This is a genomic window from Pontibacter sp. BAB1700, assembly GCF_000277005.1.
Taxonomy (GTDB): Bacteria; Bacteroidota; Bacteroidia; order Cytophagales; family Hymenobacteraceae; genus Pontibacter; species Pontibacter lucknowensis.
The window spans coordinates 1-21,967 of the sequence record NZ_AKIS01000083.1; the positions used below are offsets into that span (position 1 = coordinate 1).

Below are 21,967 nucleotides of genomic sequence, written 5' to 3' on the forward strand. Positions count from 1 at the left end.
CCATAGAAGAATTATTTTAACTGTATTTTTTCAAGAATACAGCTTTTCAGTGATAAATACAATATCATGAAAATTTATTTAGTGAAATTATAGCGTGGGGTTCGCACTGGCGGTCTGAACCGAACAACTGGCTCAGGTAATCGGTAGGAAACCATCACTTCATGTGATGTTGGGGCCTTGGCCACTTTATTAAATGTTGTGAGATCTAATGCATATCCTACCCGCAGCGCGTTATCCTGCAACATCGCTATACCCACAAGCGCACTAACAGCTTCCTGATGCCGAAAATTCAATCCGCCCCAATATTTTTCATCAAATGTTATGCGGGCGCCTGCATCAAACGAAAATGTCTCTGTATCATGCTTTAAGAGGGCTGTAGGAGTGAGTACCAGCTGGTTGCTAAGCGGCAAATGGTAGCCGCCTGTCAGGTAGATGTGGTTCTCGCCGACTACCCGGCCGCCTCCTGTGTTATCGACGTCCATAAACTGGTAGCTGGAGCGCAGTAGATTGGTCACACCACCGCCTGCATAGAAGCGCTCTGATTCATACCAAAGTCCCGCGCCCATGTCAAACTTGGAATCGGAGCTATTGAATGGGATGTTTGGGTCGCCTTCGTCGATAAATCGGTAGCTGCCCTTTCTTATATTATTTATATTGCCCTGAACACCGATCCCTAACTTGCCTTCGCCCACATTCAGGTGAAAGGAGTAGGAGATGGCGGCTTGCTGAATGCGGGTGTTAGCGATCTGGTCCTGCACAAGCGTTATACCTACACCGCCCTTCAAAAGCCGCACCGGGGTATGAGCCGTCAGGAGCAATGTGCGTGGCGAACCGCCATCGTCAAAGGAGGCATCATAGTTCAGCCACTGGTAGCGGTAGATGGATTGTATTTCTGGACGGTTGGTTATACCTGCGTAAGCCGGGCTGATATACATGCCGTTGAATCCGTAGTGGGTAAACTGGGGCTGCTGCTGCGCCCAGGAGTTGAGGTGGCAGAAAAACAGCAACAAAACGGCAGGTATAATCTTTTTCATAGAATGTTGCAGCTAAGCATGCGTTAACTGGACGTTAAAGAGCCAGAGTTGAACCAAATATATATATTAAACAGTAAAACGCAAAAGCAAGCAGATGGTTGATTCTACTTGCCTTTGCGTTTTACTGTTTTAATCCTGCCTGTTTAAAAGCCTGATTTATTTCTTTTGGTTCTGGATGTACACCTCAATTGCTCCCGTCATGGATGGTGCGTTTGGCATCGGTGCCTCAATGTCTAGCTCCAGCCCTGCATCGCGCACTGCCTTGGCCGTGGTTGGACCAAAAGCTGCTATGCGGGTATTATTCTGCTTAAAGTCAGGGAAGTTGATAAACAGCGAGCTGATGCCTGATGGACTGAAGAAAGCGATGCAGTCGTAGGTTACATCGTCCAGATCCGACAGGTCGGCTGCCACTGTCTTATAGATAACCGCCTCCGTGTGCTTGATCTTATTTGTCTTCAGGAATCCCGGGATGTCGTCTTTGCGGATGTTAGAGCAAGGGTACAGGAACTTCTCGTTCTTGTGCTTCTTGATCACCTCAAAGAGATCTTTGGCTGTTTTCTCACCTACAAACAATTTACGCTTACGCAGGGTGATGTATTTCTGCAGGTAGTATGCCGTCTGGTCTGAAATACAGAAATACTTCATATCCGCAGGCATTTCTATCTTGCTCTCCTGGCATATTCTGAAAAAGTGGTCTACTGCGTTGCGGCTGGTAAAAATAACAGCCGTGTGCGACAGAATGTCCACCTTATCCTTGCGGAATTCTTTGTAGGAAACAGGCTCTACCTCAATAAACGCCCTGAAATCAACCTTAATGCCGTACTTTTCTGCTATCGAGAGATAGGGAGAGTTGTCAGTGGTTGGCTGTGGTTGCGTTACGAGTATACTCTTGATCGGAATACTGTGTCTTTCAGGATTTGCCCAAGCCTTTTCTTTACTTTCAGCCATAGAGTATGGAAGTCTGTTTTTATAATATAAGCCGCCCGCCGAAACCGTTGATTTTGTGTTTTTAAAAGTTAAACACGATAAACTTCAGCATAATGGCTAACGGAATCACTTCTGTGGCGCAAAGGTAAGAAAATAAATGCAAATTTATCACAGAAGTCTGCTTATTTACTGTCACAAACACACGAATAATCGTGATTACCAGCAACAAGAGTACCGCCATGCTCGAAACAGTGAGCACTGTGTCGGGAGCCACCTGGTTAAGCGAAAGGTATAGCAGCATCACCACTGGCAGAAAAAGGCCCAGAAACAACAGAGAACGCAGAAACTCACTGAATTGAACCTGCACGATCTGCTCCAACCCAAAAATATAACCCATCACTTTCAGGAAAAGGTACTTTAGCAGGATGACGGCAAAAATCAGGAAGGTATAGAACAGGATCTTGGTCGTGATATCGGACTCAGACACCGGAAAAAGACGGTTAAAGATCCGCACATGCTGCACATTGGTATGAATAGCTGCTATCAGAAGCGCCATGGACATCGAAAAAGCAACAATAAACAACACACCTGACCATGTACCAAGCGGCTTGGTCAGGATTCCCTCATCCAGAGACCTGGTGCGCCAGAAGGATTGCACCCCAAATACTGCCTGAAAATCGGAAGGGAAAGTCGTTTTAAGGCTACCGTACAGCAACCCGATCAGCAGCATGAAAATGATAAAGGCATTCTGATTCACATACTCCCGCAGCCGCACTGAGAAACTCCCCTGCATTGTTTCGTTATCGTTTCGCTCTGCCTGCACCCGGTTGCGAAAAGACCCGACATTGGGATGCTGCGACGGATGCCACACTGACAAAAGATAGCGACCATTTACAGGCTTCACCCGCTTATTCCACGTGGCCAGGTCAAAGGTATAGTTGGAGGTGGAGTCTGCCGTGAAGATCAGCTGGTTGTTCAGAAACAGGCACAGGTCTTTCTGAGCAGTAAATTCTATCACAAACGGCTTTGAGGGGGCCATAGTCACCCACTGGTGAACGGCACTGTAGCCGCCATGCAGAGCGGTGGCATAGGGCACCAGGTCACTGGATCCGGCATCGTATACCTGCCAGTTCCCGTTCAGGGTGTTCTTCTGCTCCAACGGCAGTACCTGTGCCTGCAATGGCCAGGTTAGCACCATTAACAGCAGCACGAGCCCTAAGCTATACCTTATGCGGTTTGTGAAATACACAGTCTGAATGAAAAAATTAGGGAAGCTATACCTTAAGAGTGCAGCACACCCTGCATTTGCAGCATGCTGATGTCAATAAGATGCTCATCAGTGATGGAATCGGGCACGAACACAAAGCGCTTGTCATAGATCTTGCCGTCGATGTAGTAGCTTACCCAGTATTCGTTGTTGAGCTTGAACACGGATGGGTCGATCACCTCCACCTGCACAAAGCTCTTGGCCTCTACACGCTCAAACATGTGCCGCAGCACAGAGGTTTTTACTTCTTCGTCTTCTATGGTGCCATAGCCTTTGGATGTGACAAACACATTTTCGAGCGCCACATTATTGTTGTTGATCAGGTACACGTTCCAGGTGCGCTCTTCTGGCGACTCGCCTGTGAAAGCAATGGCCACGGCCACCCCCTGAACCGGAGTGAAATCAATATCCTTCTTCATTTAATCTTTTGTAATGCTTGCCTCGAACAGGTTTGCCAGGTGGCCTTTGAGTTTCTCTTCTACTTCTGCCATTGGCAATTCGTGGCCCAGTTCCTTTGCCAGCGACGTTACCTGCTTATCGGTGATGCCGCAAGGTACGATGTTATTAAAATAATCTAAATCGGTGTTGATGTTAAAAGCAAAACCATGCATGGTCACCCATCGACTGCACTTCACACCCATGGCGCAGATCTTGCGCGGGTTTTTCTGCTCCACATGGTCCAGCCATACGCCGGTGAGGCCAGGTATACGGCCCGCTTCTATCCCGTAATCTTTCAAAGTCAGGATAATCGACTCTTCCAGAAAGCGCAGGTACTTGTGTATGTCTGTAAAGAAGTTGTCGAGGTCCAGAATAGGATAGCCCACGATCTGCCCCGGGCCATGGTAAGTGATGTCGCCGCCCCGATTGATCTTATAGAAAGTGGCACCCTTTGCCTTCAGGCCTTCTTCGTTGATGAGCAGGTTGGACTCGTGGCCGCTTTTGCCCAGGGTATAGACGTGCGGATGCGAGCAGAACAAGAGATAGTTAGGCGTGACTTCTTGTGCCTCGGGAGCCGCATGGCGGTTGCGGGCCTTCATATCCAGTATACCTGTAAAGAGCTTGTCCTGATAATCCCAGGCTTCCTTATAGTCAATTAGCCCCAAGTGCTCAAATTGTATAGTCTTATTCTGTGACACAGTTTTCCCCCTTATATTAAAGTATAGCCTAACAGTTGGCAACAGTGCCGGACAGGCGTCTATACCCTTAATTTTCAGCAAAGATACGGCCGCCCGGGGGCATACGCAAACAGCATCTTGACTGCTGCTAATAAAACCACCCGGTACAATTATAAGTTTAAAGCTCTTATGATGACTCCGCAAGCACCCCATCTCTCTACCGGCGCCAACGGCGAAGACCTGGCCTGCGACCTGCTGCACCAGAAAGGCTACCGTATTCTGCAGCGCAACCTGCGCATGGGCAAAGCCGAGATCGACATTATTGCCCGCCAGAACGATACATTGGTGTTTGTAGAAGTGAAAACGCGGACGAATGATGATTTTGGCTATCCGGAGGAGTTTGTGAACCGGCGAAAGCAACGCATGATCCTGAACGCAGCGGACTCTTACATCTTAAAAACAGGCTGGCAGGAAGACATTCGCTTCGATATCATTGCGATCACGATGAGCAGCCCGCCGGAGCTGTTCCACATCGAAGATGCCTTTCACTAACGGGCCGACGCGCGTTTATCCAGCTTGTCCTTTTCAAAGATAAGTGTGCCGTGACGGTCGTATTGCTTGACCAAGTATGGCTCTGACTGCGGTTCGTAAGGGGTTTTGGGATATTGGTACTCATATTGGCGGCGGGCTCTAAAATCGAAGTGCTTCACCCAGAGGCCTACTTTGCGCCCCTTTTGGTACTGCCCCATCCATTCCAGTTGACCATTTTCGTAGAAGCGGTAATAAGTGCCCTGCACCTCGCCATAGGCATAAGGGATTACTTCTTTTATCTTTTTTGTCCCTTCGTAATATTTCACCACAGCATCACGCAGGAAGCCTTTCTCAAAATGCTCTTTTGCTAACAGTATACCGTCACGGTTGTAGCGTTCCCAGCGCAGGTGCTTGGTACCTATATAAAAGTAGCCTTCTTCCACCACTTCACCGCCCTGCTCCTTTTTGTAAGGGCCGTGCAGTACTTTGTGCTGCTCGGGATTCAGTTCGCCGCGCGTCTTGTAAAGTTTGCGTCGCTTGGTGTCATAGTAGTATTTTTCGGGCGCGTAAGGGTCCGGTTGCTGAAACTCGGCCAGGTAGCTGAAAGACTCGATCACCTCCCGGTCGCCACGTCCGCCTGACTTCACAAAGCCACGGGCTACTCTGTCACCCATGAAATAGCGCTTGTCAGCTTTCTTCTTGCGCTTTTTCGGTTGCTTTTCCTCTACGTTTGCCAAGGAATCCCCTATTTGCACAGAAGGCTTGGCTGTATCGGCTAGAGCGATGGCTTCGGCTTTAGCATTTTGCTTTTCGGCTGCGCGGCTCAGGTTGTAGTCGCTGTTATAGGCAGTAGGTTTGCAGGCTGCAACACCTAGCACCACAGACAAAACAAGCCAGACAAGATAGAGCGTGTGCCTCATATGTTTTCGTTCAGATAAATGCGCTTCTGTTTTTCCTAAAAAGCTATACCTTGTTTAAGGTAACGTAAATATGCAGATAAATCATATACCTGCCAACAACCGGTTGGGCAGGTATAGTCCCTATAACTTTAAGTACGCACCCTTAGTTCATCAGATACCCCTAAACCAAAAGCGGCACCCAGTCGGGCGCCGCTTTTGTGCTGTTAAGTGTAATTTATGAAAAGTAATGTTATTCTTTGTCGATCAGGTCCACGCTGCGCTTCACAAAGGCCGTCAGGGCTGAGCCTGATAGCATATTCTGCGACAGCAGGGCAAGGTCAAAGGCCTGACGGGCGATGCGCTCCTTGTTGTCGTCTTTCGCCTTCAGGATGCGCTGGTTGATGCTGTGGTTGGCATTGATGGTCACGTTGTAGGTGTCCGGCATATTGCCCATGAACATCATACCGCCTCCGCCACTCTTGCTCATGTCCTTCATGCGGCGCATAAACTCAGGCAAGGTAATGATTACTGGTGCATCATCCGTAGCCATCGGCGCTACTTCTACCTGCATGTTCTGGTTGTTGATAGCCATTTCGTAGATCTTCTTCAAGTCCTCCTTCTCGGTATCGTTTAGCACGCTATCGCTTGCTTCGTCTTTCTCAATCAGCTTGCCGATCGTCTCAGAGTCCACACGCTTGAGTGAGGTTTTCTCCAGCTTCTGCTCCAGCATACCGATAAAGTGACTGTCGATGATCGAGTCCAGCTTCAGCACGTCGTAGCTACGGTTCTGAGCGGCTTCTACGAAGGCATGCTGTTTGTCGGCGTCGGTAGTATAGAGTAATACCAGCTGACCGTTTTTGTCGGTCTGGTTTGCCTGTGTCAGCGCCTTGTACTCCTCCAGGGTATAGTACTTGCCTTCGGTGTTCTGCAGCAGCACAAAGTCCTTGGCTTTCTCATAGAACTTGTCGTCGCTCAGCATGCCGTACTTAACGAACACGTTGATGTCTTCCCAGTTCTTTTCGAATGTCTCGCGGTCTTTCTTGAAGATCTCGTTCAGCTTGTCGGCTACCTTCTTCGTGATGTAAGTATTGATCTTCTTCACGTTGGAGTCGGCCTGCAGGAAGGAACGGCTTACGTTCAGCGGGATGTCCGGTGAGTCAATCACACCGTGCAGCAGCATCAGGAACTCTGGTACCACGTCCTTCACCTCGTCAGTAATGAACACCTGCTTCGAGTAAAGCTGAATCTTGTTACGCTGAATCTCGAAGTCGTTCTTCAGTTTCGGGAAGTAAAGGATACCGGTCAGGTTGAACGGATAGTCCACGTTCAGGTGAATCCAGAACAGCGGCGCCTCCGAGAATGGGTATAGTTCCTTGTAGAAGTTCTTGTAGTCCTCATCGGTCAGCTCCGAAGGCTGTTTCGTCCAGATCGGGTTCGGATTGTTAATGATCTCTCCCTCAAACTCCACAGGCACCGGCAGGAACTTGCAGTATTTATCAAGAATGTTACGGATACGGGCTGTCTCCAAGAACTCCTCAGAGTCAGATGCCACGTTCAGAATCACGTTCGTGCCGCGGTCTTCTTTATGCGCTGGAGCAATAGCAAACTCAGTGCTGCCGTCGCAGGTCCAGTGCGCTGACTCGGTTTCGTCTTTGTAGGATTTGGTAACGATCTCCACACGGTCGGCCACCATAAAGGCAGAGTAGAAGCCCAGACCGAACTGACCGATGATCTGGTTCTGCTCGCCGGCGTCTTTGTAGCGCTCCACAAATTCGGTAGCTCCAGAGAAGGCAATCTGGTTGATGTACTTCTTGATCTCCTCGGCCGTCATCCCGATACCGTTGTCGGAAATGGTGATGGTGCGGGCGTCTTTATCCACTTTCACGACTACTTTCAGCTCGCCCAGATCGCCTTTGTACTCGCCAATGGCGGACAGGCGCTTCATTTTTTGGGTGGCGTCCACGGCGTTACTCACGAGCTCACGCAGAAAAATCTCGTGGTCTGAGTACAGGAACTTCTTAATGATCGGGAAAATGTTTTCGGTGTGAATCGAAATATTACCTCTTTCTTCCATGTGCTATACTTTTAAAATCTATATTTTAATAAGTGATGTCTTCTGAATCGATGCCTTTGAAAAAGGAAACCGGTGTTTCTGCTCAAGCGCTTTCAAATCCTGTTCCACAGAAAACTTCGCCGCTCAATTGTGACATGATGGCAGAAAACTGGCTCTGTGAAACTGTTTCGGGTATAGCCTTGGGCTGTTTTGGCATATTTTTCGTGATAGTCCGGGCATAACTTAACAAGCAGTGCGTTTGTGCGTACATGCAACATTGGCAAAAAAGTCCTATCTTTGTTTTAAAGCCATGCTTTAGGTGTACCGTTTCACAACATATATCGCCCTCTTTCTGCTGCTGCTGTTCACGCGCGCCATGGTGCCGGATCAGTTGCTGCTGAGCCTGCACAGCCATGCCCACACCGAGCATGCGCATCCAGGCGATCAGAAAAATGCGCATGTTGAGAAAAAGCACAGCCACTGCCCGGTAGAAGATCTGTTTGGGGCGCCCTATCAGAGCGCTGCCATCGTCTATACCTTCAAGGCTCCTGTTATGCTGCCGGAGTATACAGCTCGGTATACCCACCATTCGGCTTTTGATTCTTTTGCCCGCCTCAAACTTCGCGGCCCGCCCGCACTCGGCTAAACCTTCCGCTCCCTTTCCAGTCTTACGGCGTGTCGCCTCTCCCGACATCTGTTTTCAGACTGGCTTATCAGTATAGCATACCTGCTGTTTTCTTATCGGCATCAGGTACTGTCTCCTGGTATTCCTATTATTTATTTTCCTGGCATTATGGCTGTACCTATACCTGTGGCTGCTTTTCAGTTGGCGGGTTATCGGCAGGCTGTAGCCAACACCTTATACCTAAACTTTACACAAACTGTGTATAGATCCAAATTCATAATCGTGCTCTTGTGGCAGCTACTCCTCATAGTTCCTATGGCGGTGGCGCAGGGGCAGATGTACTTCGACGGCGACGACCGGAGCAGGACTGCGGTCTTACCCTTTCGGGCAAGGTGCTGGACCATGACACCCGGGAGCCACTCATTGGCGCTACTATTTACATAGAAGAGCTGCAGCGTGGCACTTTGTCCGATGAGTATGGCAATTACCATTTTCATCACCTGTGCCGGGGTAGTTATACCCTCAAGGTCACTTATATCGGCTATGTGATGGAGCGGCCTACGCTCCGCATGACCACTTCTACAGTGCGCAATCTCACGCTGCACGTAGATGCGCGGCAGCTCAAGCAGGTCGTGATCACGGGCGAGCGCCTGACCGAGGAGGCACAGTCTGCGGGTACACTTTCCGGGCGGGAACTGGAGACGACACGCGGCCTTTCACTGGCCGAGTCGTTGCAAAACCTCTCGGGGGTGTCTACTATGCAAACCGGCCCAACTATCTCAAAGCCTGTTATCCACGGCTTGCACAGCAACCGCATTCTGCTGCTCAACAATGGCGTACGCCACGAGGGGCAGCAGTGGGGGGCAGAGCATGCACCAGAGATCGACCGTTTGTGGCCTCTGAGCTGAAGGTGGTGAAGGGAGCTGCCGGCGTGCGCTACGGTGCCGATGCCATCGGCGGAGTGGTGCTCGTGGAGCCAAAGGCGCTGCCTGACACAGCCGGCGTGAGCGGCGAACTGAACCTGCTGGGGTCCACCAACAACCGGCAGGGGGCTGTTTCGGCCACTGTAGAAGGTAAACCCGCCAGTATACCTGCACTTAGCTGGCGCCTGCAGGGAACTGCCAAGCGTGCCGGAAATGCCCGCACAGCCGATTATTATATGCAGAACACAGGCTTCCAGGAACTCAATTTCTCGGGAACGCTAGGGTATAAGAAGGAAAATTACGGGGCGGAAGTGTTTTACAGCCAGTTCAACACGAAGCTGGGTATTCTAAAGGCTTCGCACATCGGCAACCTGACTGATTTAGAGAATGCCATCGGGCGGGAGCGGCCCGAGCAGACCAGCTACGACTTTACCTATACCATCGATCGCCCATACCAGGACGTGAGCCACCATTTGCTCAAAACAAAAGCTTACTGGGACACCGGCAATGCAGGCAGACTGGAGTTTGTCTACGGTCTGCAGCGTAACATCCGGCAGGAGTACGACCTGCACCGGGCATCGAGCGCCGACCCTGAGCTGACACTGGACATTACCACGCATACGACCGAAGCAGTTTGGGAGCATGCGCCAGTAGGCAATCTTACGGGTTCGGCGGGTGTGAGTACCATTTACCAGAACAATACCTACCAGGGGCGCTACTTCATTCCGTTCTTCCGCAATTTCACGGCGGGGGCTTTTGTGAGTGAGAAGTGGCGCAAAGACAGACTGCAACTCGAAGGCGGTGTACGCTACGACTACAAAAAACTCAATATCACGAAGCGGGAGCGAAACTCTGACATTATCCGGCCGGAGTACCAGTTTCACAACGTTTCGGGTACCCTGGGTGCTTTGTATGACGTGGGCTACCACCTCACATTTGGCTTGAGCGCTACCTCAGCCTGGCGGGCGCCGGGGGCGAACGAACTGTTCAGTGACGGTGTGCACCATGGCTCAGCCAGTTACGAGCGCGGCAATCGCGACTTGAACTCTGAGCAGGCTTACAACTTCGAGGCTTCGGTTACCTACTATGGCAACCAGCGCCTGAACGGCAAGCTGAGCGTGTACAATAACTTCATTAACGACTATATTTACCTAGCACCGGTGCAGCCGCCGACACTCACCATTCGAGGGGCTTTCCCGACGTTTGAGTACAAGCAGGCAGATGCCATCTTCAGAGGTATAGATCTGGACCTGGAGTATCGCTTTACACCGCAGCTATACCTGGAGTCGCGCACTTCTATAGTACGTGCCCGCAACCTGGACCTGAACGACCACCTGGTGGGTGTGCCAGCGGACAGGTATAATAACATGCTGCGCTTCGACACGGATCGCCTGGCAGGTATAGGCAATACCAGCGACACATACTTTGCGCTGGGTGGCACCTATGTGGCTGAGCAAACCCGCGTGCCTACCGTGGCCGAGCAGGATTACATGGCCCCGCCAGCGGGTTACTTCCTGCTTAACCTGGAGGCAGGCACTACGGTACAGCTCGGGCGACAGCCGGTGGAGTTGGGTATTACGGGCAGCAACCTGCTCAACACCGCTTACCGCGATTACCTGAACCGCTTCAGGTACTTTACTGACGATATGGGACGCATGCTGCTGTTCCGCGTGAAACTTCCGCTCAACTTCAGCGGTCGCTAGCCTATTTCGGCTTTATCGTTCAAATTTCATTTCAAACCAAAAAAGACTTTTTATCATGAACAAAATATTCAGACCATACCTGACACTAGCACTTTTCGGATCACTTGTAGCTTTTACCTCTTGCGACGACCATGATCATGAACCGCATGACCACGAGGAGGAGCTGATCACGACCGTGATGCTCACCATGACGCCGCAGGATGGCGGCCAGGCCATCACTGCCACTTACCGTGACCTAGATGGTGACGGTGGACAAGCCCCTGTGTACACTCCGGAAAACGTGGTACTACAGGCAGGCAAGGTATACAACACCACCATCACGCTGATGGACGAGTCGCACCACGAAGAAGATTTGACAGCAGAGATCAGGGAGAAAGGCAGCGAGCACCAGTTCTTTTTTGAGCCATCACCGGCTACACTGCTTACCGTGACAACTACAGACCGCGACAGCAATGGCCGCCCGATTGGCCTGGAGAACACTATCCAGACATCTTCAAATCCGCAAGCAGGTAAACTGAGGGTAGTGCTCAAGCACCAACCAGGCGGCTTAAAGACGGATAACAGCAACATCAGCACAGGTGGCACCGATGCGGATGTGCAATTCAACATTACATTACAGTAAGAAGAATCTATTTAGAACAGGCATTCAGATGGATGCCTGTTCTTATTTTCCCTTGATTTGCCACATATTTTGCCATCACAGCACCAGCAATAACAAGCTAAGCTGAATTGGCGTAATCGGGGTATTAGGCATAGACCAACAAGGCTATTCTTACAAAACTGTCGTATATTTGGCCAAAAGGCTATATATTTAAGTTCTAATTTATATCTATTACAACGAAATTCATTACTTATGAACAAGCTATTGAGGCCGTACATGGCTTTTCTGTTAATGGGGACCTTATTATTTACCACTTCATGCAAAGACGATGACCAACCAGGTCCGGATGAAGAAGAAGAGGTGATCACTGCTGTCACGATCTCGCTAACGCCAACAGGCAAAGGCCAGGATGCAGAAGCTACTATCAGCACGATAACAGGCACCCAGGTTCAGAATGCTCCCCTTACGCTAAGACCGGGCACAGAGTATACTGCCGTGGTGACATTAACTGATGAAAGCAAGACGCCAGTAGCTGATATGACTGCCGAAATCCGCAATGAGCGTGACGAGCACCTGCTTGTGTATACCTTTACGCCTGATGCAGGCAGCAATGCCACTGTGAACGTAACCATCACGGACATGGACCAAAACAACCGTCCTGTAGGGCTGGAGTCAACTGTGACAACTGGCGCAGGTACTGGCAACGGCAAACTGAAAGTAGTACTGAAGCACCAACCGGGTGGACTGAAGACAGGCACAAACACCACCGCTGGCAGCACAGACATTGATGTTGATTTTAATGTGATCGTGGCAAACTAAGCTACTTCGATTAAAAGCATAAAAAAGACCGCAACAGGTATAGCCTGCTGCGGTCTTTTGTTTTCTGGCTCTTTTTAAGCTACGCAGGTAATCCGCAGCGAAGCTCACCATTGTCGTACACAGGACTGCTATACCTGCTTTAACGGCCGAGCAGTTGTTGTCCCATCAGCATCTGAATGGTTTTGCCGATACGGTTGGCTCTTGTCTCGGGGCGCTTGGCTTCCTGTATGGCCAGCACATGCTCCTTGCGGTGCGTAAAGGCCAGCTTTTCAAAAGTCTCCAGCAACCCGGCTGACTCCAGTGCCTCACGCAGGTCCTGCGGAACTTCCACTGTTCTGCTCTTGCGGTCTATACCTGGGGCGTCTACTCCAAATTTAGAGGGAGCACTTCGTTCCGACTCGTGCTTAAAACGCAGCGAAGACCAGGTATCGTCCACCGCCACCTGCCGGACAGGAGCGTACCCCAGCCCCGACACAGCCTCCCAGCCATTGTCGCGGTTCAGATCCGACTTTACCCCCGACGATTTCTTTGGATAAGCCACCCACAGCATGCCATTGCGCTTGAGCGATGGTACAGCCAAGGGTACATAGTAATTTAACTCCTTACTATTGGTAGCAAAAACCTGCACGGCATCATACTCCACACCTTTTTCAGGAGAAGTATGGGTGGTAATACCCTGGCTATGCAATGCTTCAGCTATACCTGCCTGCGCATTGAGCACCAGCACCTGCCATTCTGGTTTTAAATTTAATTTCCTGGCTATATCCTGCATGTTGGTTTCTGTTTGGATCGAACACACTAATCTAAGGGAAATCGTCAAAAGATTACACCTCCACGGCCAGGTCTTTCACAATTATCATCAAAACGCTATATTTAAAGCAGTCCTAACCTGCACCTTATGCCCACCCTGCAATCATCTCCTCAAAAGCACTACCTTTTTAACACAGCCGTAATCGTAGCGGCCCTGGGCTACTTTGTCGACATATACGACCTGGTGCTTTTCAGCATCGTGCGAATACCCAGCCTGCAGTCGCTGGGTGTAACGGATCCTACCGCCCTACTGGAAGACGGTGTGATGCTGCTGAACATGCAAATGGCCGGTATGCTGCTGGGCGGTATAGCCTGGGGTGTGCTGGGCGACAAGAAGGGAAGGCTATCGGTGCTTTTCGGCTCAATCTTTCTTTATTCCATTGCCAATATCCTCAACGGCTTTGTAACCACTATACCCATGTATGCGGTGCTGCGATTTGTAGCGGGCGTTGGCCTGGCCGGAGAGTTGGGCGCAGGTATAACCTTGGTATCAGAGGTGCTGCCGAAGGAGAAGCGCGGCTATGGCACCATGGTAGTAGCCACCATTGGCATATCGGGGGCCATACTGGCAGGTATAGTCGGCGAGTACTTTGGCTGGCGCACGGCTTACTTCATCGGCGGCGGACTGGGCATGCTGCTGCTCCTGCTGCGGGTGGGGGTTTACGAATCAGGCATGTTCAACAACCTGAAGCAGACCAATGTGACACGTGGCAATTTTCTGTCACTCTTTACCAATGCCAGGCGTTTCTGGAAGTACCTTAAGTGTATTCTGATCGGGGTGCCGATCTGGTATGTGGTAGGCATCCTCATTACCTTCTCGCCTGAGTTTGGCGTGGCCTTGGGTGTGAAAGACACGGTATCGGCGGCGCGGGCTGTTTCCTTCTGCTACCTTGGCCTCGTGTTCGGCGATTTTGCCAGCGGTTTCCTGAGCCAGCGCTTCCAGAGCCGACGAAACATTGTGCTGGCATTCCTGCTGCTTACGGGCATTTTCGTCGGCGTGTACCTGTTGGGCAGGGAGTTCAGCCTGACAGCCTTCTATACCTTGTGTGTGGCACTGGGATTTGCCGGGGGATACTGGGCCGTGTTTGTGACCATAGCAGCAGAGCAGTTCGGTACCAATATCCGTGCTACGGTTACCACCACGGTGCCTAACTTTGTGCGGGGAGCAGTCGTGCCACTCACCATTGCCTTTACTTATCTCAAAGACGGTGTCGGGCTGGTACCAGGCGCCATACTACTGGCCGTGCTCTGCCTGGCCATTGCCATCTACTCTATCCTGACGCTGGACGAAACCTATGGCAAAGACCTGAATTACATGGAGCCGCTGTAATCGCTGGCAGTATCAAGCATTGAGCTATAGCACATCGGAGACTGCATGTATACCTTGCCACATGCGTTACTGCTTGCCTATTGCCGCATTCACAGGTTAAGCATTTCAGCAAATTTTCAGCGCTATACCTTACAAAAAGCTGCCGAAATCGTAATTTTGAGTATGATTATATACAACGTAACTATTAACATCGACAACAGTGTGGCCGAAGAGTGGCTGGACTGGATGAAGAGCACGCACATACCGGAAGTGATGGCAACAGGCTATTTCCTGAACAATCAAATTGCCCGCCTGCTGCACGAGGAGGACAATGGCGGCACTACCTATGCCGTGCAGTATACCTGCCGTAACCTGGAAGACCTGGAGGAATACCAGCGCGAACATGCCCCGGAGCTGCAAGCCAAGGTGCTGGAGCGCTATCCGGAAAAATTTGTGGCCTTCCGCTCTTTGCTGGAGATTGTAGGCCGGGATGTGGAGAAAGATCAGTAAATCAACCTCTCCTATCAGCAAACAGGCCCGTGCTATACCTGAGCACGGGCCTGTTCTTATTTAGCTGGGTTGGTAAGTGTCCGCGCAGGGTATAGCTATTACCAGATTCGCTGCATTTATGCTTCTGCAGGCCGCCTGAATCATGCCATACCTTAGTCCGCGGTGTAAGTTTTGATCTGCTCTTCGGTCATGTTGCAGTTTATCCACTCGCCGTCAAGGTTGGCACCTATTTTCCTATAGAAAGCAATTGCTGGTTCGTTCCAGTCCAGCACCTGCCACTTCATGCGCTTGGCACCTATCTCCTTCGCCTCGCGGGCCACGGCATTGAACAGCATTTTGCCAATGCCACTGCGGCGCAGGCGCTCGGTCACAATCAAGTCCTCCAGAAACAGCATCTTGCCTTTCCACGTGGAATAGGCAATATAATAAAGTGCTATACCTACAATGCCCTCTTCCGTTTCGGCCACAAAGAATCTAAAGATCGGATTCTCCCCAAAGCCGTCCCAATGCATATCCTCCAGCGTGTTGGTCACTTCGTCTGGCGCTTTTTCATATACCGCCAGCTCTTTAATTAAACTGTGTACCTGTGGCAGGTCATCTATGGTTCCTTTTCTGATGTTTAGCATTTGTCTGAATCAGGATTTTGAGGATTAGTGAAGATTTTCAGGATTAATCATGCTGTAGTTAAGCGCTGACCTCACAGTATCATTTAGATCTGTGAGTGTCTTGTTGCGACGAAGAGATTCCGTTCGGAACAAGTATACCAAACTGCCATACCCAGGCAGCCACTACATAAACCCAGGTATAGCGCTACAGCTAGCACAGACACTCACAGGTTTGGGAAACACTGTGAGGTCTTTTGCGCAACGGCTGTTGCAATTTAGTCGAAATTTTAACTTTATACCTCCCCAACCCTCAAACTCCTCAACTCCCAAACTTAGTTCTCGCCTGCACCAGTTCTTTGCCCGACTCGATGCTCGTAAGTTTATGCAGAAACATATCGGCCTCCTCCGCTGGTCCTGCCGTGGCAAGCACAGTATCGCCAAGCGTACTTTCTGCTTTGAAGATAATATCTATTTCCCGTAGCTGCTGCGTTGTGAGTATTTCAGTTGATAAGGTTTCCAGCGCCCATTGCAGGTAGCGGGTGTTGGTGACGTGGCGGTTCAGGTCGATGTCGTGCCAGCGGACAGGCATTTGCTCCTCATACCTGATCTCTTCCAACTGCGGCAGTTTCCCTTTGGCAAAAGGCAATGGCTCCTCACCGGGCACCACTTCCACAGCTGTGATGAAATCGGGGACAGACACCATCTGGCGCTTCACCACATCCATCACCAGCCACACACTTGTCGCCTGCCCCAGCAGCTCCCGGTCGGCGCCGTATACCCTGAAGTCGCGGTGCAGGAACACCCGCTCCCGGCCAGAGGCCCAGGTTTCGACCGTAATCTTTTCGCGGTGCCGGGGGTAGCGAAACATCTCGACGCGCATGCGCTGCAGCACCCAGGTCAGGCCTTGTTCCAGCAGCTCGTACATGGAGATGCCCATGGTGGCTGTGTTGTCCCAGGCGGCTTCCTGCATGTACCCGACCAGTGCTGGTAAAGTCGCCTGCCCGTTTTGATCGGTTTCGGTGGAGCGCACGGTAAACTCGCTTTGCCCGGTTACTGATTTCATAGCGTGTAGAATGGTTCGTGTTGCAAGGTACGCAAGAATCAGGGAGGGGGCCAGGAGGTAGCGGTATAAAAAAAGCACATCGGAAGGATGTGCTTTTCTATTTTAGCATAAAGGCTGATTTAAATGGAAGAGCCAATAGCGACACCAAAGAACATGGCCAGCAGCGCCAGCGCATAAAATCCAAGGAAGACGATTGTAAGAACACCCATAAATTTGAAGAGGGACTTTAAATTCTTGAATGACGCTGCAATTGTCTCTTCGTCTCCAGTCATAAGACCTGTCTGCATATTGCTCGAAAACCTGTACAGGTATAAAACTGGCAACAAATAAAGCGCAGCAAACAAAAGATAGAACAGGCTCAGGAAGGTGCCACTAATGGCTCCACCGCCAAGGCTAGCTCCCATAGTTAAGGCTATTACCCCGAACAGGACCATGATGCCAACGCCTACAAAACCAATTATCGCTAAGAACTTGCCCCACTTTGCCGTGTTCTGCAAGAAATCTCTTGATTCTAAATTAATGCTTAACCCTTGAGGCTGCTCGTTGTAAAATTCTGTGTCCATTCAATTATTGTTTAAGGTTAATTGATTATCTAAATATAAGGATACAGCTATAGAAATCAAATGGAACAGAGGTGTGGCGCGAAACAAAAAAGCCAGCACCGCATTTCTGCAGCACTGGCTTTTCGTGATTCAGTTATCAGCTATACCTGTTATGGTTGCTGGTTTGCATACGGGTTCACACCCATGTTCTTGTACAGGAAGGCCCATGTATCAGCCCACTCCTGAATTACGAGTGACGTAGGCTTGCCGGCACCATGACCTGCACGCACATCGATGCGAATCAGGTATGGGTTGCCCGGAGCACCTTTATCCTGCAGTTCAGAGATGAACTTGAAGGAGTGCGCTGGCACTACACGGTCGTCATGGTCAGCGGTTTTCACCAGCGTGGCTGGGTACTTCACGCCTTCTTTGAGGTTATGCAGCGGCGAGAAGGTATACAGGTTCTTGAACTGTGCCTCGTCTTCTGATGAGCCGTACTCCGGTACCCAGGCCCAACCGATCGTGAACTTGTGGAAACGCAGCATGTCCATTACACCCACGGCAGGCACGGCTACTTTGGCCAGCTCAGGACGCTGTGTCATGAAGGCACCTACCAGCAGACCACCGTTTGAGCCACCGCCCACGGCCAGTTTCTCGCTGGAGGTATACTTGTTGTCGATCAGGTACTCGGCTGCCGCAATGAAGTCGTCAAATACGTTCTGCTTGTTCGGCGTCATACCAGCCTTGTGCCAGTCTTCGCCGTACTCACCGCCACCGCGCAAGTTTGGCATGGCGTATACGCCGCCGTTCTCCAGCCACAGCATGTTAGCGATGCTAAAGCTTGGCGTAAGCGAGATGTTGAAACCGCCGTAAGCGTACAGGTAGGTCGGGTTGTTGCCATCCAGCTTCAAACCTTTCTTGTGCACGATGAACATCGGCACTTTGGTACCGTCCTTCGAGGTATAGAACACCTGCTTGGTTTCGTAAGCTTCGGTGTCCACGTCCACTTCGGTCTTGCGGAACAGCGTTACTTTGTTGCTGGCCACTTCGTAACGGAAGATGGTTGGCGGGTACGTGAATGACGTGAAGGTAAAGAAGGTTTCTTTGTCGTCTTTCTCGCCGCTGAAGCCACCTACTGTACCAATGGCTGGCAGTTCTACTTTGTTCATTTGCTTGCCGTTGGTGTCGTACACCACCACTTCGCTGGCAGCATCTTTCATATAAGAAGCAATGATGCGACCGCCTACTAATGACACGCCTGTCATCACGTTCTCGTTCTGCGGTACCACTACTTTCCAGTTCTGCTCCTGCGGCTTTTTCGGGTCGATAAGCACCAAACGGTAGCGTGGGGCATTTTTGTTAGTGCGTACCAACAGCTTGTCGCCTACGTTGTCCACCACGTTGTATTCTGACTCAAAGCTATCTACAATCGGCTTTATAGTAGACTTCGCATCTGTCAGGTCACGGTAGTACAGGGCGTTGGCGCCAGCTGCACCTTCCGACACGTTCAGAATCAGGAAGCGCTCGTCGTCGGTGGTCTGACCATAGTAGTTGCGGAGCGGCTTGGTTTTGTCTTCATACACCAGTTGGTCCTGGCTCTGCGGTGTGCCTATTTTGTGGTAATACACCTTGTGGTACTCGTTCTTATTGGCCAGTTTGTTGCCTTCGGTCGGGGCGTCGTAGCGGCTGTAGAAGAAGCCGTCTTTATGCCAGCTTGGCCCCGAAAACTTCACCCACTCCACTTTGTCGTCGAGCTTCTTGCCTGTGGCCACCTCCATCACCTCGTAGGTGTTCCAGTCAGAGCCACCGCTTGAGGTGCCATAAGCCACATACTTGGCATCTTTGTCAAAAGAAAGCGCTGTAAGAGCAACCGTGCCGTCGTTAGAGAATTTGTTCGGATCGAGGAACACTTTCGGTTCGCTCTCCAGGGAATTCTGCACGTATAGCACGCTCTGGTTCTGCAGACCGTCGTTCTTATAGAAGTAGTATTTTCCGCCTTTCTTGAATGGTGCGCCATACTTCGGGTAGTTCCAGATCTTAGTCAGACGTTCTTTGATCTGGTCGCGGAACTCGATGTCTTCGAGGTAATCAAAGGTAACTTTGTTTTGTGCCTCTACCCACTGGTCCACTTCTTCGTTATGGGTTTCGAGCCAGCGATACGGGTCGGCTACCTTCGTGCCGAAATAATCATCTACATGGTCTACTTTCTTAGTTTCCGGGTAATTCAGTTGGGTTGCAGCCGTTGCAGGGGCTGTAGTCGTGGTTTCGGTATTCATGCCAGTGGCGGTATTCTCGGTTTGGGTGGATTTGCAGGCCGAGACAGCGGTCAGGCCGCCTGCCAGCAATAGAACAGTTGATTTTTTCATTGTTTAGAACCGTCAATTTTAAGGTTGAGTTACGGAAAAGCTAAGATAGCAATTAACCTGAATCAGGCTATACCTGTCGTTTAACAGTGCTTATACCTATAAAGTTGCCTTGGTAGACGTAGCAGCTTTTGAGTTTAAGGTCAGTACCACATCTGACAAGCCTGTGTTATGGTTGAGTTCGCAGCGTCGGGCGCTATACCCTGATCTTGTATGGATGCTGCCACAAGTAGCCGTCAAAAGGATGAAACAGCACCAGTATAACAGCGATCATGCCTCCTGAAAGCAATGCTTGCACCACAGTGAAGGGGGTACTTTCCTTTTTGCTTTATTATCAGTTGGTTCCAGCCGAAAAATCTTTGTGGGCAGCATGTACAAGCGATGCATCTGCGCATTACATTTGCTGGCTTTTTATACAAAGGTTTTTATTCAGATTTAGATGATGGAAGAAGTAGAAGAGGAGAAGTTTTTACAGAAGTTCGAACAGATAGCCGATCGCTTATCTGATAAGGGCTATGCGATCATCGACAATTTTCTGGAGCCCGACGAGGTACGCAATCTGCTGGAGGTACTGCAACACCATCAGGAACAGGGCACTTTCAAAAAAGCAGGCATCGGCACGGCAGACCAGTTTACAGTGGACAGGCAGGTACGCGGCGACTATATCCGTTGGATTGAGCCATCGCAGGCGCTGCCGCCAACGCAGGTATTCCTGGACCGCATGCACGAGGTGATGCGCTACATCAACCGCACCTGCTTTCTGGGACTAAAGGATTTTGAATTCCACTTCACGGTATACCCGCCAGGCACCGTGTACCAGCGCCACCTTGACCAGTTCCAGACAAATGACCACCGGCGTCTGTCGTTTATCTGCTACCTCAACGAAGATTGGCAACCTGAGAACGGTGGTAATCTGCGCCTATACCTGCCTAAAGATGATGGCTCGGAAGAAGAGGTGGATGTGCTGCCCATTACCGGTCGTCTGGCCTGTTTTCGCGCCGACATCATCCCGCACGAGGTACTCGCCGCTAACCGTCACCGCTATAGCCTGACTGGCTGGATGCTGGATCAGTTGAACGAGCTGACATTTTTGTAGAATCGGCGCTTTGAAGAACACAAAGGCCAGTCGGCGAAGGGCAAAGTATTGTTGAAAGTTTTTTATCCTTTGCTGCACGGTCTTCCGTGGAGTAGCGCGGCTACTGCGCAAAGTTAATTTCTGTACTGTCCCCAATGTTGAGGCTATGGCTTAGTCCTTTAAAACTGGCATCGGAGCCAATGATGGAGTCGTGCATCACGGCGTTTTGCAGTTCAGAGTAAGCCCCAATGATAGAGTTGCTCAGTGAGGAGCGCGAGATGGTGGTATTATCGCCGATCGCTACATTGGGACCGATGATGGAATGTGTGATATTGCAGTTAGAACCGATGCTCACAGGCGGAATGATGATGTTGCCGGGATACTCGCTTGAGTAATCCAGCTCCCGGAAGCGGGAGTGCCGCAGCAGTTTCGCATTGGCTTCCAATAGTGTCTCTTTGCGGCCGCAGTCAAACCAGTTGTCCACGTTCCAGGTCACCATTCTCTCTCCCTGCCGGATCATGTGCATCAAGGCATCGGTGAGGTGATATTCGTTATGGGTGCGTATGTTTTCGGTGATGATATGCTCGAGCGAGCGCACCAGTTTTTCAGGCTGCATGATCTTATAGAGCCCCACCAGCGCAAAATTTGACTTCGGAATTTTTGGCTTTTCGACTACCTTCACGATGTACTCGTCCATACCCACCTCCGTCACCCCAAAAAGCGAGGGCTTGGCCACTTTCTTGACGCCAAGCACCGACTTAGGAGAAGCAATAATAGCGGGCAGATCAGCCTCTACGATGTTGTCGCCCAGCATAATGAGCACACTGTCTTCGTGGCGATAGGTTTCACGGGCGATCCAAAGCGCATGTCCCAAACCCTCCCGCGGCTCCTGCACCACAAACTCTGCACTGATCTGAGGATACTTCTGACGCACGTAGTTTTCGACCTTGTCGCCAAGGTAGCCGATGATGAACACATAGTCTTGTACACCCGCCTGTATCAGTCGCTCCACAATGTGCCCCAGTATCGTATTGTCCGCCACCGGCACCAGCGATTTAGGCTGTGTGTGCGTGTGCGGACGGAGTTTAGAACCAACACCAGCGACAGGAATAACGACTTTCATATACTACACTTTTTCAGCAATATAGTAATTTTTGATTAGAGTTTTGAGGATTAGGGGGAGTAGTATAGTG

The 21,967-nt window shown here is 50.5% G+C and carries 22 protein-coding genes; 9 read left to right on the forward strand and 13 right to left on the reverse strand.

All coding sequences use genetic code 11. The features are described 5' to 3' along the window. Positions 1-74: 74 nt before the first annotated feature. The 5 genes from O71_RS10390 to lipB all read right to left on the reverse strand — a co-directional run bounded on the left by O71_RS10390 (position 75) and on the right by lipB (position 4,364). Entirely contained in the window at positions 75-1,034 is a 960-nt protein-coding gene (locus tag O71_RS10390; protein ID WP_007656325.1) for a type IX secretion system membrane protein PorP/SprF, read from the reverse strand. A gap of 156 nt (positions 1,035-1,190) precedes the next feature. Beyond that, positions 1,191-1,982 carry a uroporphyrinogen-III synthase gene (locus O71_RS10395; RefSeq protein WP_007656327.1) on the reverse strand — a complete coding sequence of 264 codons (792 nt, stop codon included), beginning with the start codon at positions 1,980-1,982 and terminating at the stop codon, positions 1,191-1,193. A gap of 61 nt (positions 1,983-2,043) precedes the next feature. Then, on the reverse strand, positions 2,044-3,171 hold the full coding sequence (locus O71_RS10400) for a DUF4271 domain-containing protein (protein WP_237717802.1): 1,128 nt from the start codon (positions 3,169-3,171) through the stop codon (positions 2,044-2,046). A gap of 71 nt (positions 3,172-3,242) precedes the next feature. Then, entirely contained in the window at positions 3,243-3,647 is a 405-nt protein-coding gene (locus O71_RS10405; protein WP_007656330.1) for a hypothetical protein, read from the reverse strand. After that, positions 3,648-4,364, reverse strand: a complete 717-nt coding sequence (gene lipB, locus O71_RS10410) for a lipoyl(octanoyl) transferase LipB (RefSeq protein WP_040574151.1) — start codon at positions 4,362-4,364, stop codon at positions 3,648-3,650. A gap of 168 nt (positions 4,365-4,532) precedes the next feature. Here lipB and O71_RS10415 point away from each other — a divergent pair, with 168 nt between their 5' ends. Next, positions 4,533-4,895 carry a YraN family protein gene (locus tag O71_RS10415; protein WP_007656332.1) on the forward strand — a complete coding sequence of 121 codons (363 nt, stop codon included), beginning with the start codon at positions 4,533-4,535 and terminating at the stop codon, positions 4,893-4,895. Here O71_RS10415 and O71_RS10420 read toward each other — a convergent pair. Both O71_RS10420 and htpG read right to left on the reverse strand, forming a co-directional pair. After that, positions 4,892-5,794 carry a toxin-antitoxin system YwqK family antitoxin gene (locus O71_RS10420; protein ID WP_007656333.1) on the reverse strand — a complete coding sequence of 301 codons (903 nt, stop codon included), beginning with the start codon at positions 5,792-5,794 and terminating at the stop codon, positions 4,892-4,894. The genes O71_RS10415 and O71_RS10420 overlap by 4 nt on opposite strands. A gap of 229 nt (positions 5,795-6,023) precedes the next feature. Then, positions 6,024-7,847 carry a molecular chaperone HtpG gene (gene htpG, locus O71_RS10425; RefSeq protein WP_007656334.1) on the reverse strand — a complete coding sequence of 608 codons (1,824 nt, stop codon included), beginning with the start codon at positions 7,845-7,847 and terminating at the stop codon, positions 6,024-6,026. A gap of 298 nt (positions 7,848-8,145) precedes the next feature. Between htpG and O71_RS10430 the strand changes: the two genes are divergently transcribed. The 5 genes from O71_RS10430 (at position 8,146) to O71_RS10445 (ending at position 12,497) form a co-directional block, all read left to right on the forward strand. Then, the gene (locus O71_RS10430; RefSeq protein ID WP_007656335.1) at positions 8,146-8,472 is read left to right on the forward strand and encodes a hypothetical protein; all 327 of its coding nucleotides are present in this window, start codon (positions 8,146-8,148) and stop codon (positions 8,470-8,472) included. A 269-nt stretch (positions 8,473-8,741) separates the two neighbouring features. Further along, positions 8,742-9,359: a carboxypeptidase-like regulatory domain-containing protein gene (locus O71_RS21690; protein WP_081490483.1), complete on the forward strand. Its 618-nt coding sequence runs from the start codon at positions 8,742-8,744 to the stop codon at positions 9,357-9,359. Then, entirely contained in the window at positions 9,344-11,077 is a 1,734-nt protein-coding gene (locus O71_RS10435) for a TonB-dependent receptor (RefSeq protein ID WP_051017741.1), read from the forward strand. Before O71_RS21690 ends, O71_RS10435 begins: the two co-directional genes overlap by 16 nt. 55 nt (positions 11,078-11,132) lie before the next feature. After that, complete coding sequence (locus tag O71_RS10440) at positions 11,133-11,699, forward strand: hypothetical protein (RefSeq protein ID WP_007656337.1); 567 nt, start codon at positions 11,133-11,135, stop codon at positions 11,697-11,699. Between the two features lie 231 nt (positions 11,700-11,930). Continuing rightward, positions 11,931-12,497: a hypothetical protein gene (locus tag O71_RS10445; protein WP_071530872.1), complete on the forward strand. Its 567-nt coding sequence runs from the start codon at positions 11,931-11,933 to the stop codon at positions 12,495-12,497. 139 nt (positions 12,498-12,636) lie between these two features. Here O71_RS10445 and O71_RS10450 read toward each other — a convergent pair whose 3' ends face one another. Then, positions 12,637-13,269 (reverse strand): YdeI/OmpD-associated family protein, encoded by a 633-nt coding sequence (locus O71_RS10450; protein WP_007656342.1) that lies wholly within the window; start codon positions 13,267-13,269, stop codon positions 12,637-12,639. A 126-nt stretch (positions 13,270-13,395) separates the two neighbouring features. On the opposite strand from O71_RS10450, the gene O71_RS10455 reads away from it, so the two are divergent. Together O71_RS10455 and O71_RS10460 are read left to right on the forward strand one after the other, a co-directional pair. Continuing rightward, a complete protein-coding gene (locus tag O71_RS10455) occupies positions 13,396-14,637 on the forward strand; it encodes an MFS transporter (RefSeq protein ID WP_007656344.1) in 1,242 nt (413 codons plus the stop codon). A 162-nt stretch (positions 14,638-14,799) separates the two neighbouring features. After that, positions 14,800-15,126, forward strand: coding sequence for a DUF4286 family protein (locus O71_RS10460; RefSeq protein WP_040574153.1), 327 nt, complete (start codon positions 14,800-14,802; stop codon positions 15,124-15,126). A 152-nt stretch (positions 15,127-15,278) separates the two neighbouring features. On the opposite strand, the gene O71_RS10465 is transcribed toward O71_RS10460, so the two are convergent. From O71_RS10465 to O71_RS10480, 4 genes are all read right to left on the reverse strand, one after another. Further along, positions 15,279-15,752, reverse strand: coding sequence for a GNAT family N-acetyltransferase (locus O71_RS10465; RefSeq protein ID WP_007656349.1), 474 nt, complete (start codon positions 15,750-15,752; stop codon positions 15,279-15,281). 298 nt (positions 15,753-16,050) lie between these two features. Next, a complete protein-coding gene (locus tag O71_RS10470) occupies positions 16,051-16,794 on the reverse strand; it encodes an acyl-[acyl-carrier-protein] thioesterase (protein ID WP_007656350.1) in 744 nt (247 codons plus the stop codon). A 119-nt stretch (positions 16,795-16,913) separates the two neighbouring features. Then, a complete protein-coding gene (locus O71_RS10475) occupies positions 16,914-17,357 on the reverse strand; it encodes a hypothetical protein (protein WP_007656352.1) in 444 nt (147 codons plus the stop codon). A gap of 149 nt (positions 17,358-17,506) precedes the next feature. Continuing rightward, complete coding sequence (locus tag O71_RS10480; protein WP_040574155.1) at positions 17,507-19,702, reverse strand: prolyl oligopeptidase family protein; 2,196 nt, start codon at positions 19,700-19,702, stop codon at positions 17,507-17,509. A gap of 436 nt (positions 19,703-20,138) precedes the next feature. Here O71_RS10480 and O71_RS10485 point away from each other — a divergent pair, with 436 nt between their 5' ends. Further along, positions 20,139-20,795 carry a 2OG-Fe(II) oxygenase gene (locus O71_RS10485; protein ID WP_007656355.1) on the forward strand — a complete coding sequence of 219 codons (657 nt, stop codon included), beginning with the start codon at positions 20,139-20,141 and terminating at the stop codon, positions 20,793-20,795. Between the two features lie 100 nt (positions 20,796-20,895). On the opposite strand, the gene O71_RS10490 is transcribed toward O71_RS10485, so the two are convergent. Continuing rightward, entirely contained in the window at positions 20,896-21,897 is a 1,002-nt protein-coding gene (locus tag O71_RS10490) for a sugar phosphate nucleotidyltransferase (protein WP_007656357.1), read from the reverse strand. Between the last annotated feature and the right edge of the window lie 70 nt (positions 21,898-21,967).

Excerpts from the sequence above, each read along its gene's own strand:
- O71_RS10390 (WP_007656325.1), bottom strand. The coding sequence starts at position 1,034 with ATGAAAAAGATTATACCTGCCGTTTTGTTGCTGTTTTTCTGCCACCTC.
- O71_RS10395 (WP_007656327.1), bottom strand. The coding sequence starts at position 1,982 with ATGGCTGAAAGTAAAGAAAAGGCTTGGGCAAATCCTGAAAGACACAGT.
- O71_RS10405 (WP_007656330.1), bottom strand. The coding sequence starts at position 3,647 with ATGAAGAAGGATATTGATTTCACTCCGGTTCAGGGGGTGGCCGTGGCC.
- O71_RS10415 (WP_007656332.1), top strand. The coding sequence starts at position 4,533 with ATGATGACTCCGCAAGCACCCCATCTCTCTACCGGCGCCAACGGCGAA.
- O71_RS10420 (WP_007656333.1), bottom strand. The coding sequence starts at position 5,794 with ATGAGGCACACGCTCTATCTTGTCTGGCTTGTTTTGTCTGTGGTGCTA.
- htpG (WP_007656334.1), bottom strand. The coding sequence starts at position 7,847 with ATGGAAGAAAGAGGTAATATTTCGATTCACACCGAAAACATTTTCCCG.
- O71_RS10440 (WP_007656337.1), top strand. The coding sequence starts at position 11,133 with ATGAACAAAATATTCAGACCATACCTGACACTAGCACTTTTCGGATCA.
- O71_RS10445 (WP_071530872.1), top strand. The coding sequence starts at position 11,931 with ATGAACAAGCTATTGAGGCCGTACATGGCTTTTCTGTTAATGGGGACC.
- O71_RS10450 (WP_007656342.1), bottom strand. The coding sequence starts at position 13,269 with ATGCAGGATATAGCCAGGAAATTAAATTTAAAACCAGAATGGCAGGTG.
- O71_RS10455 (WP_007656344.1), top strand. The coding sequence starts at position 13,396 with ATGCCCACCCTGCAATCATCTCCTCAAAAGCACTACCTTTTTAACACA.
- O71_RS10460 (WP_040574153.1), top strand. The coding sequence starts at position 14,800 with ATGATTATATACAACGTAACTATTAACATCGACAACAGTGTGGCCGAA.
- O71_RS10465 (WP_007656349.1), bottom strand. The coding sequence starts at position 15,752 with ATGCTAAACATCAGAAAAGGAACCATAGATGACCTGCCACAGGTACAC.
- O71_RS10470 (WP_007656350.1), bottom strand. The coding sequence starts at position 16,794 with ATGAAATCAGTAACCGGGCAAAGCGAGTTTACCGTGCGCTCCACCGAA.
- O71_RS10475 (WP_007656352.1), bottom strand. The coding sequence starts at position 17,357 with ATGGACACAGAATTTTACAACGAGCAGCCTCAAGGGTTAAGCATTAAT.
- O71_RS10480 (WP_040574155.1), bottom strand. The coding sequence starts at position 19,702 with ATGAAAAAATCAACTGTTCTATTGCTGGCAGGCGGCCTGACCGCTGTC.
- O71_RS10485 (WP_007656355.1), top strand. The coding sequence starts at position 20,139 with ATGATGGAAGAAGTAGAAGAGGAGAAGTTTTTACAGAAGTTCGAACAG.
- O71_RS10490 (WP_007656357.1), bottom strand. The coding sequence starts at position 21,897 with ATGAAAGTCGTTATTCCTGTCGCTGGTGTTGGTTCTAAACTCCGTCCG.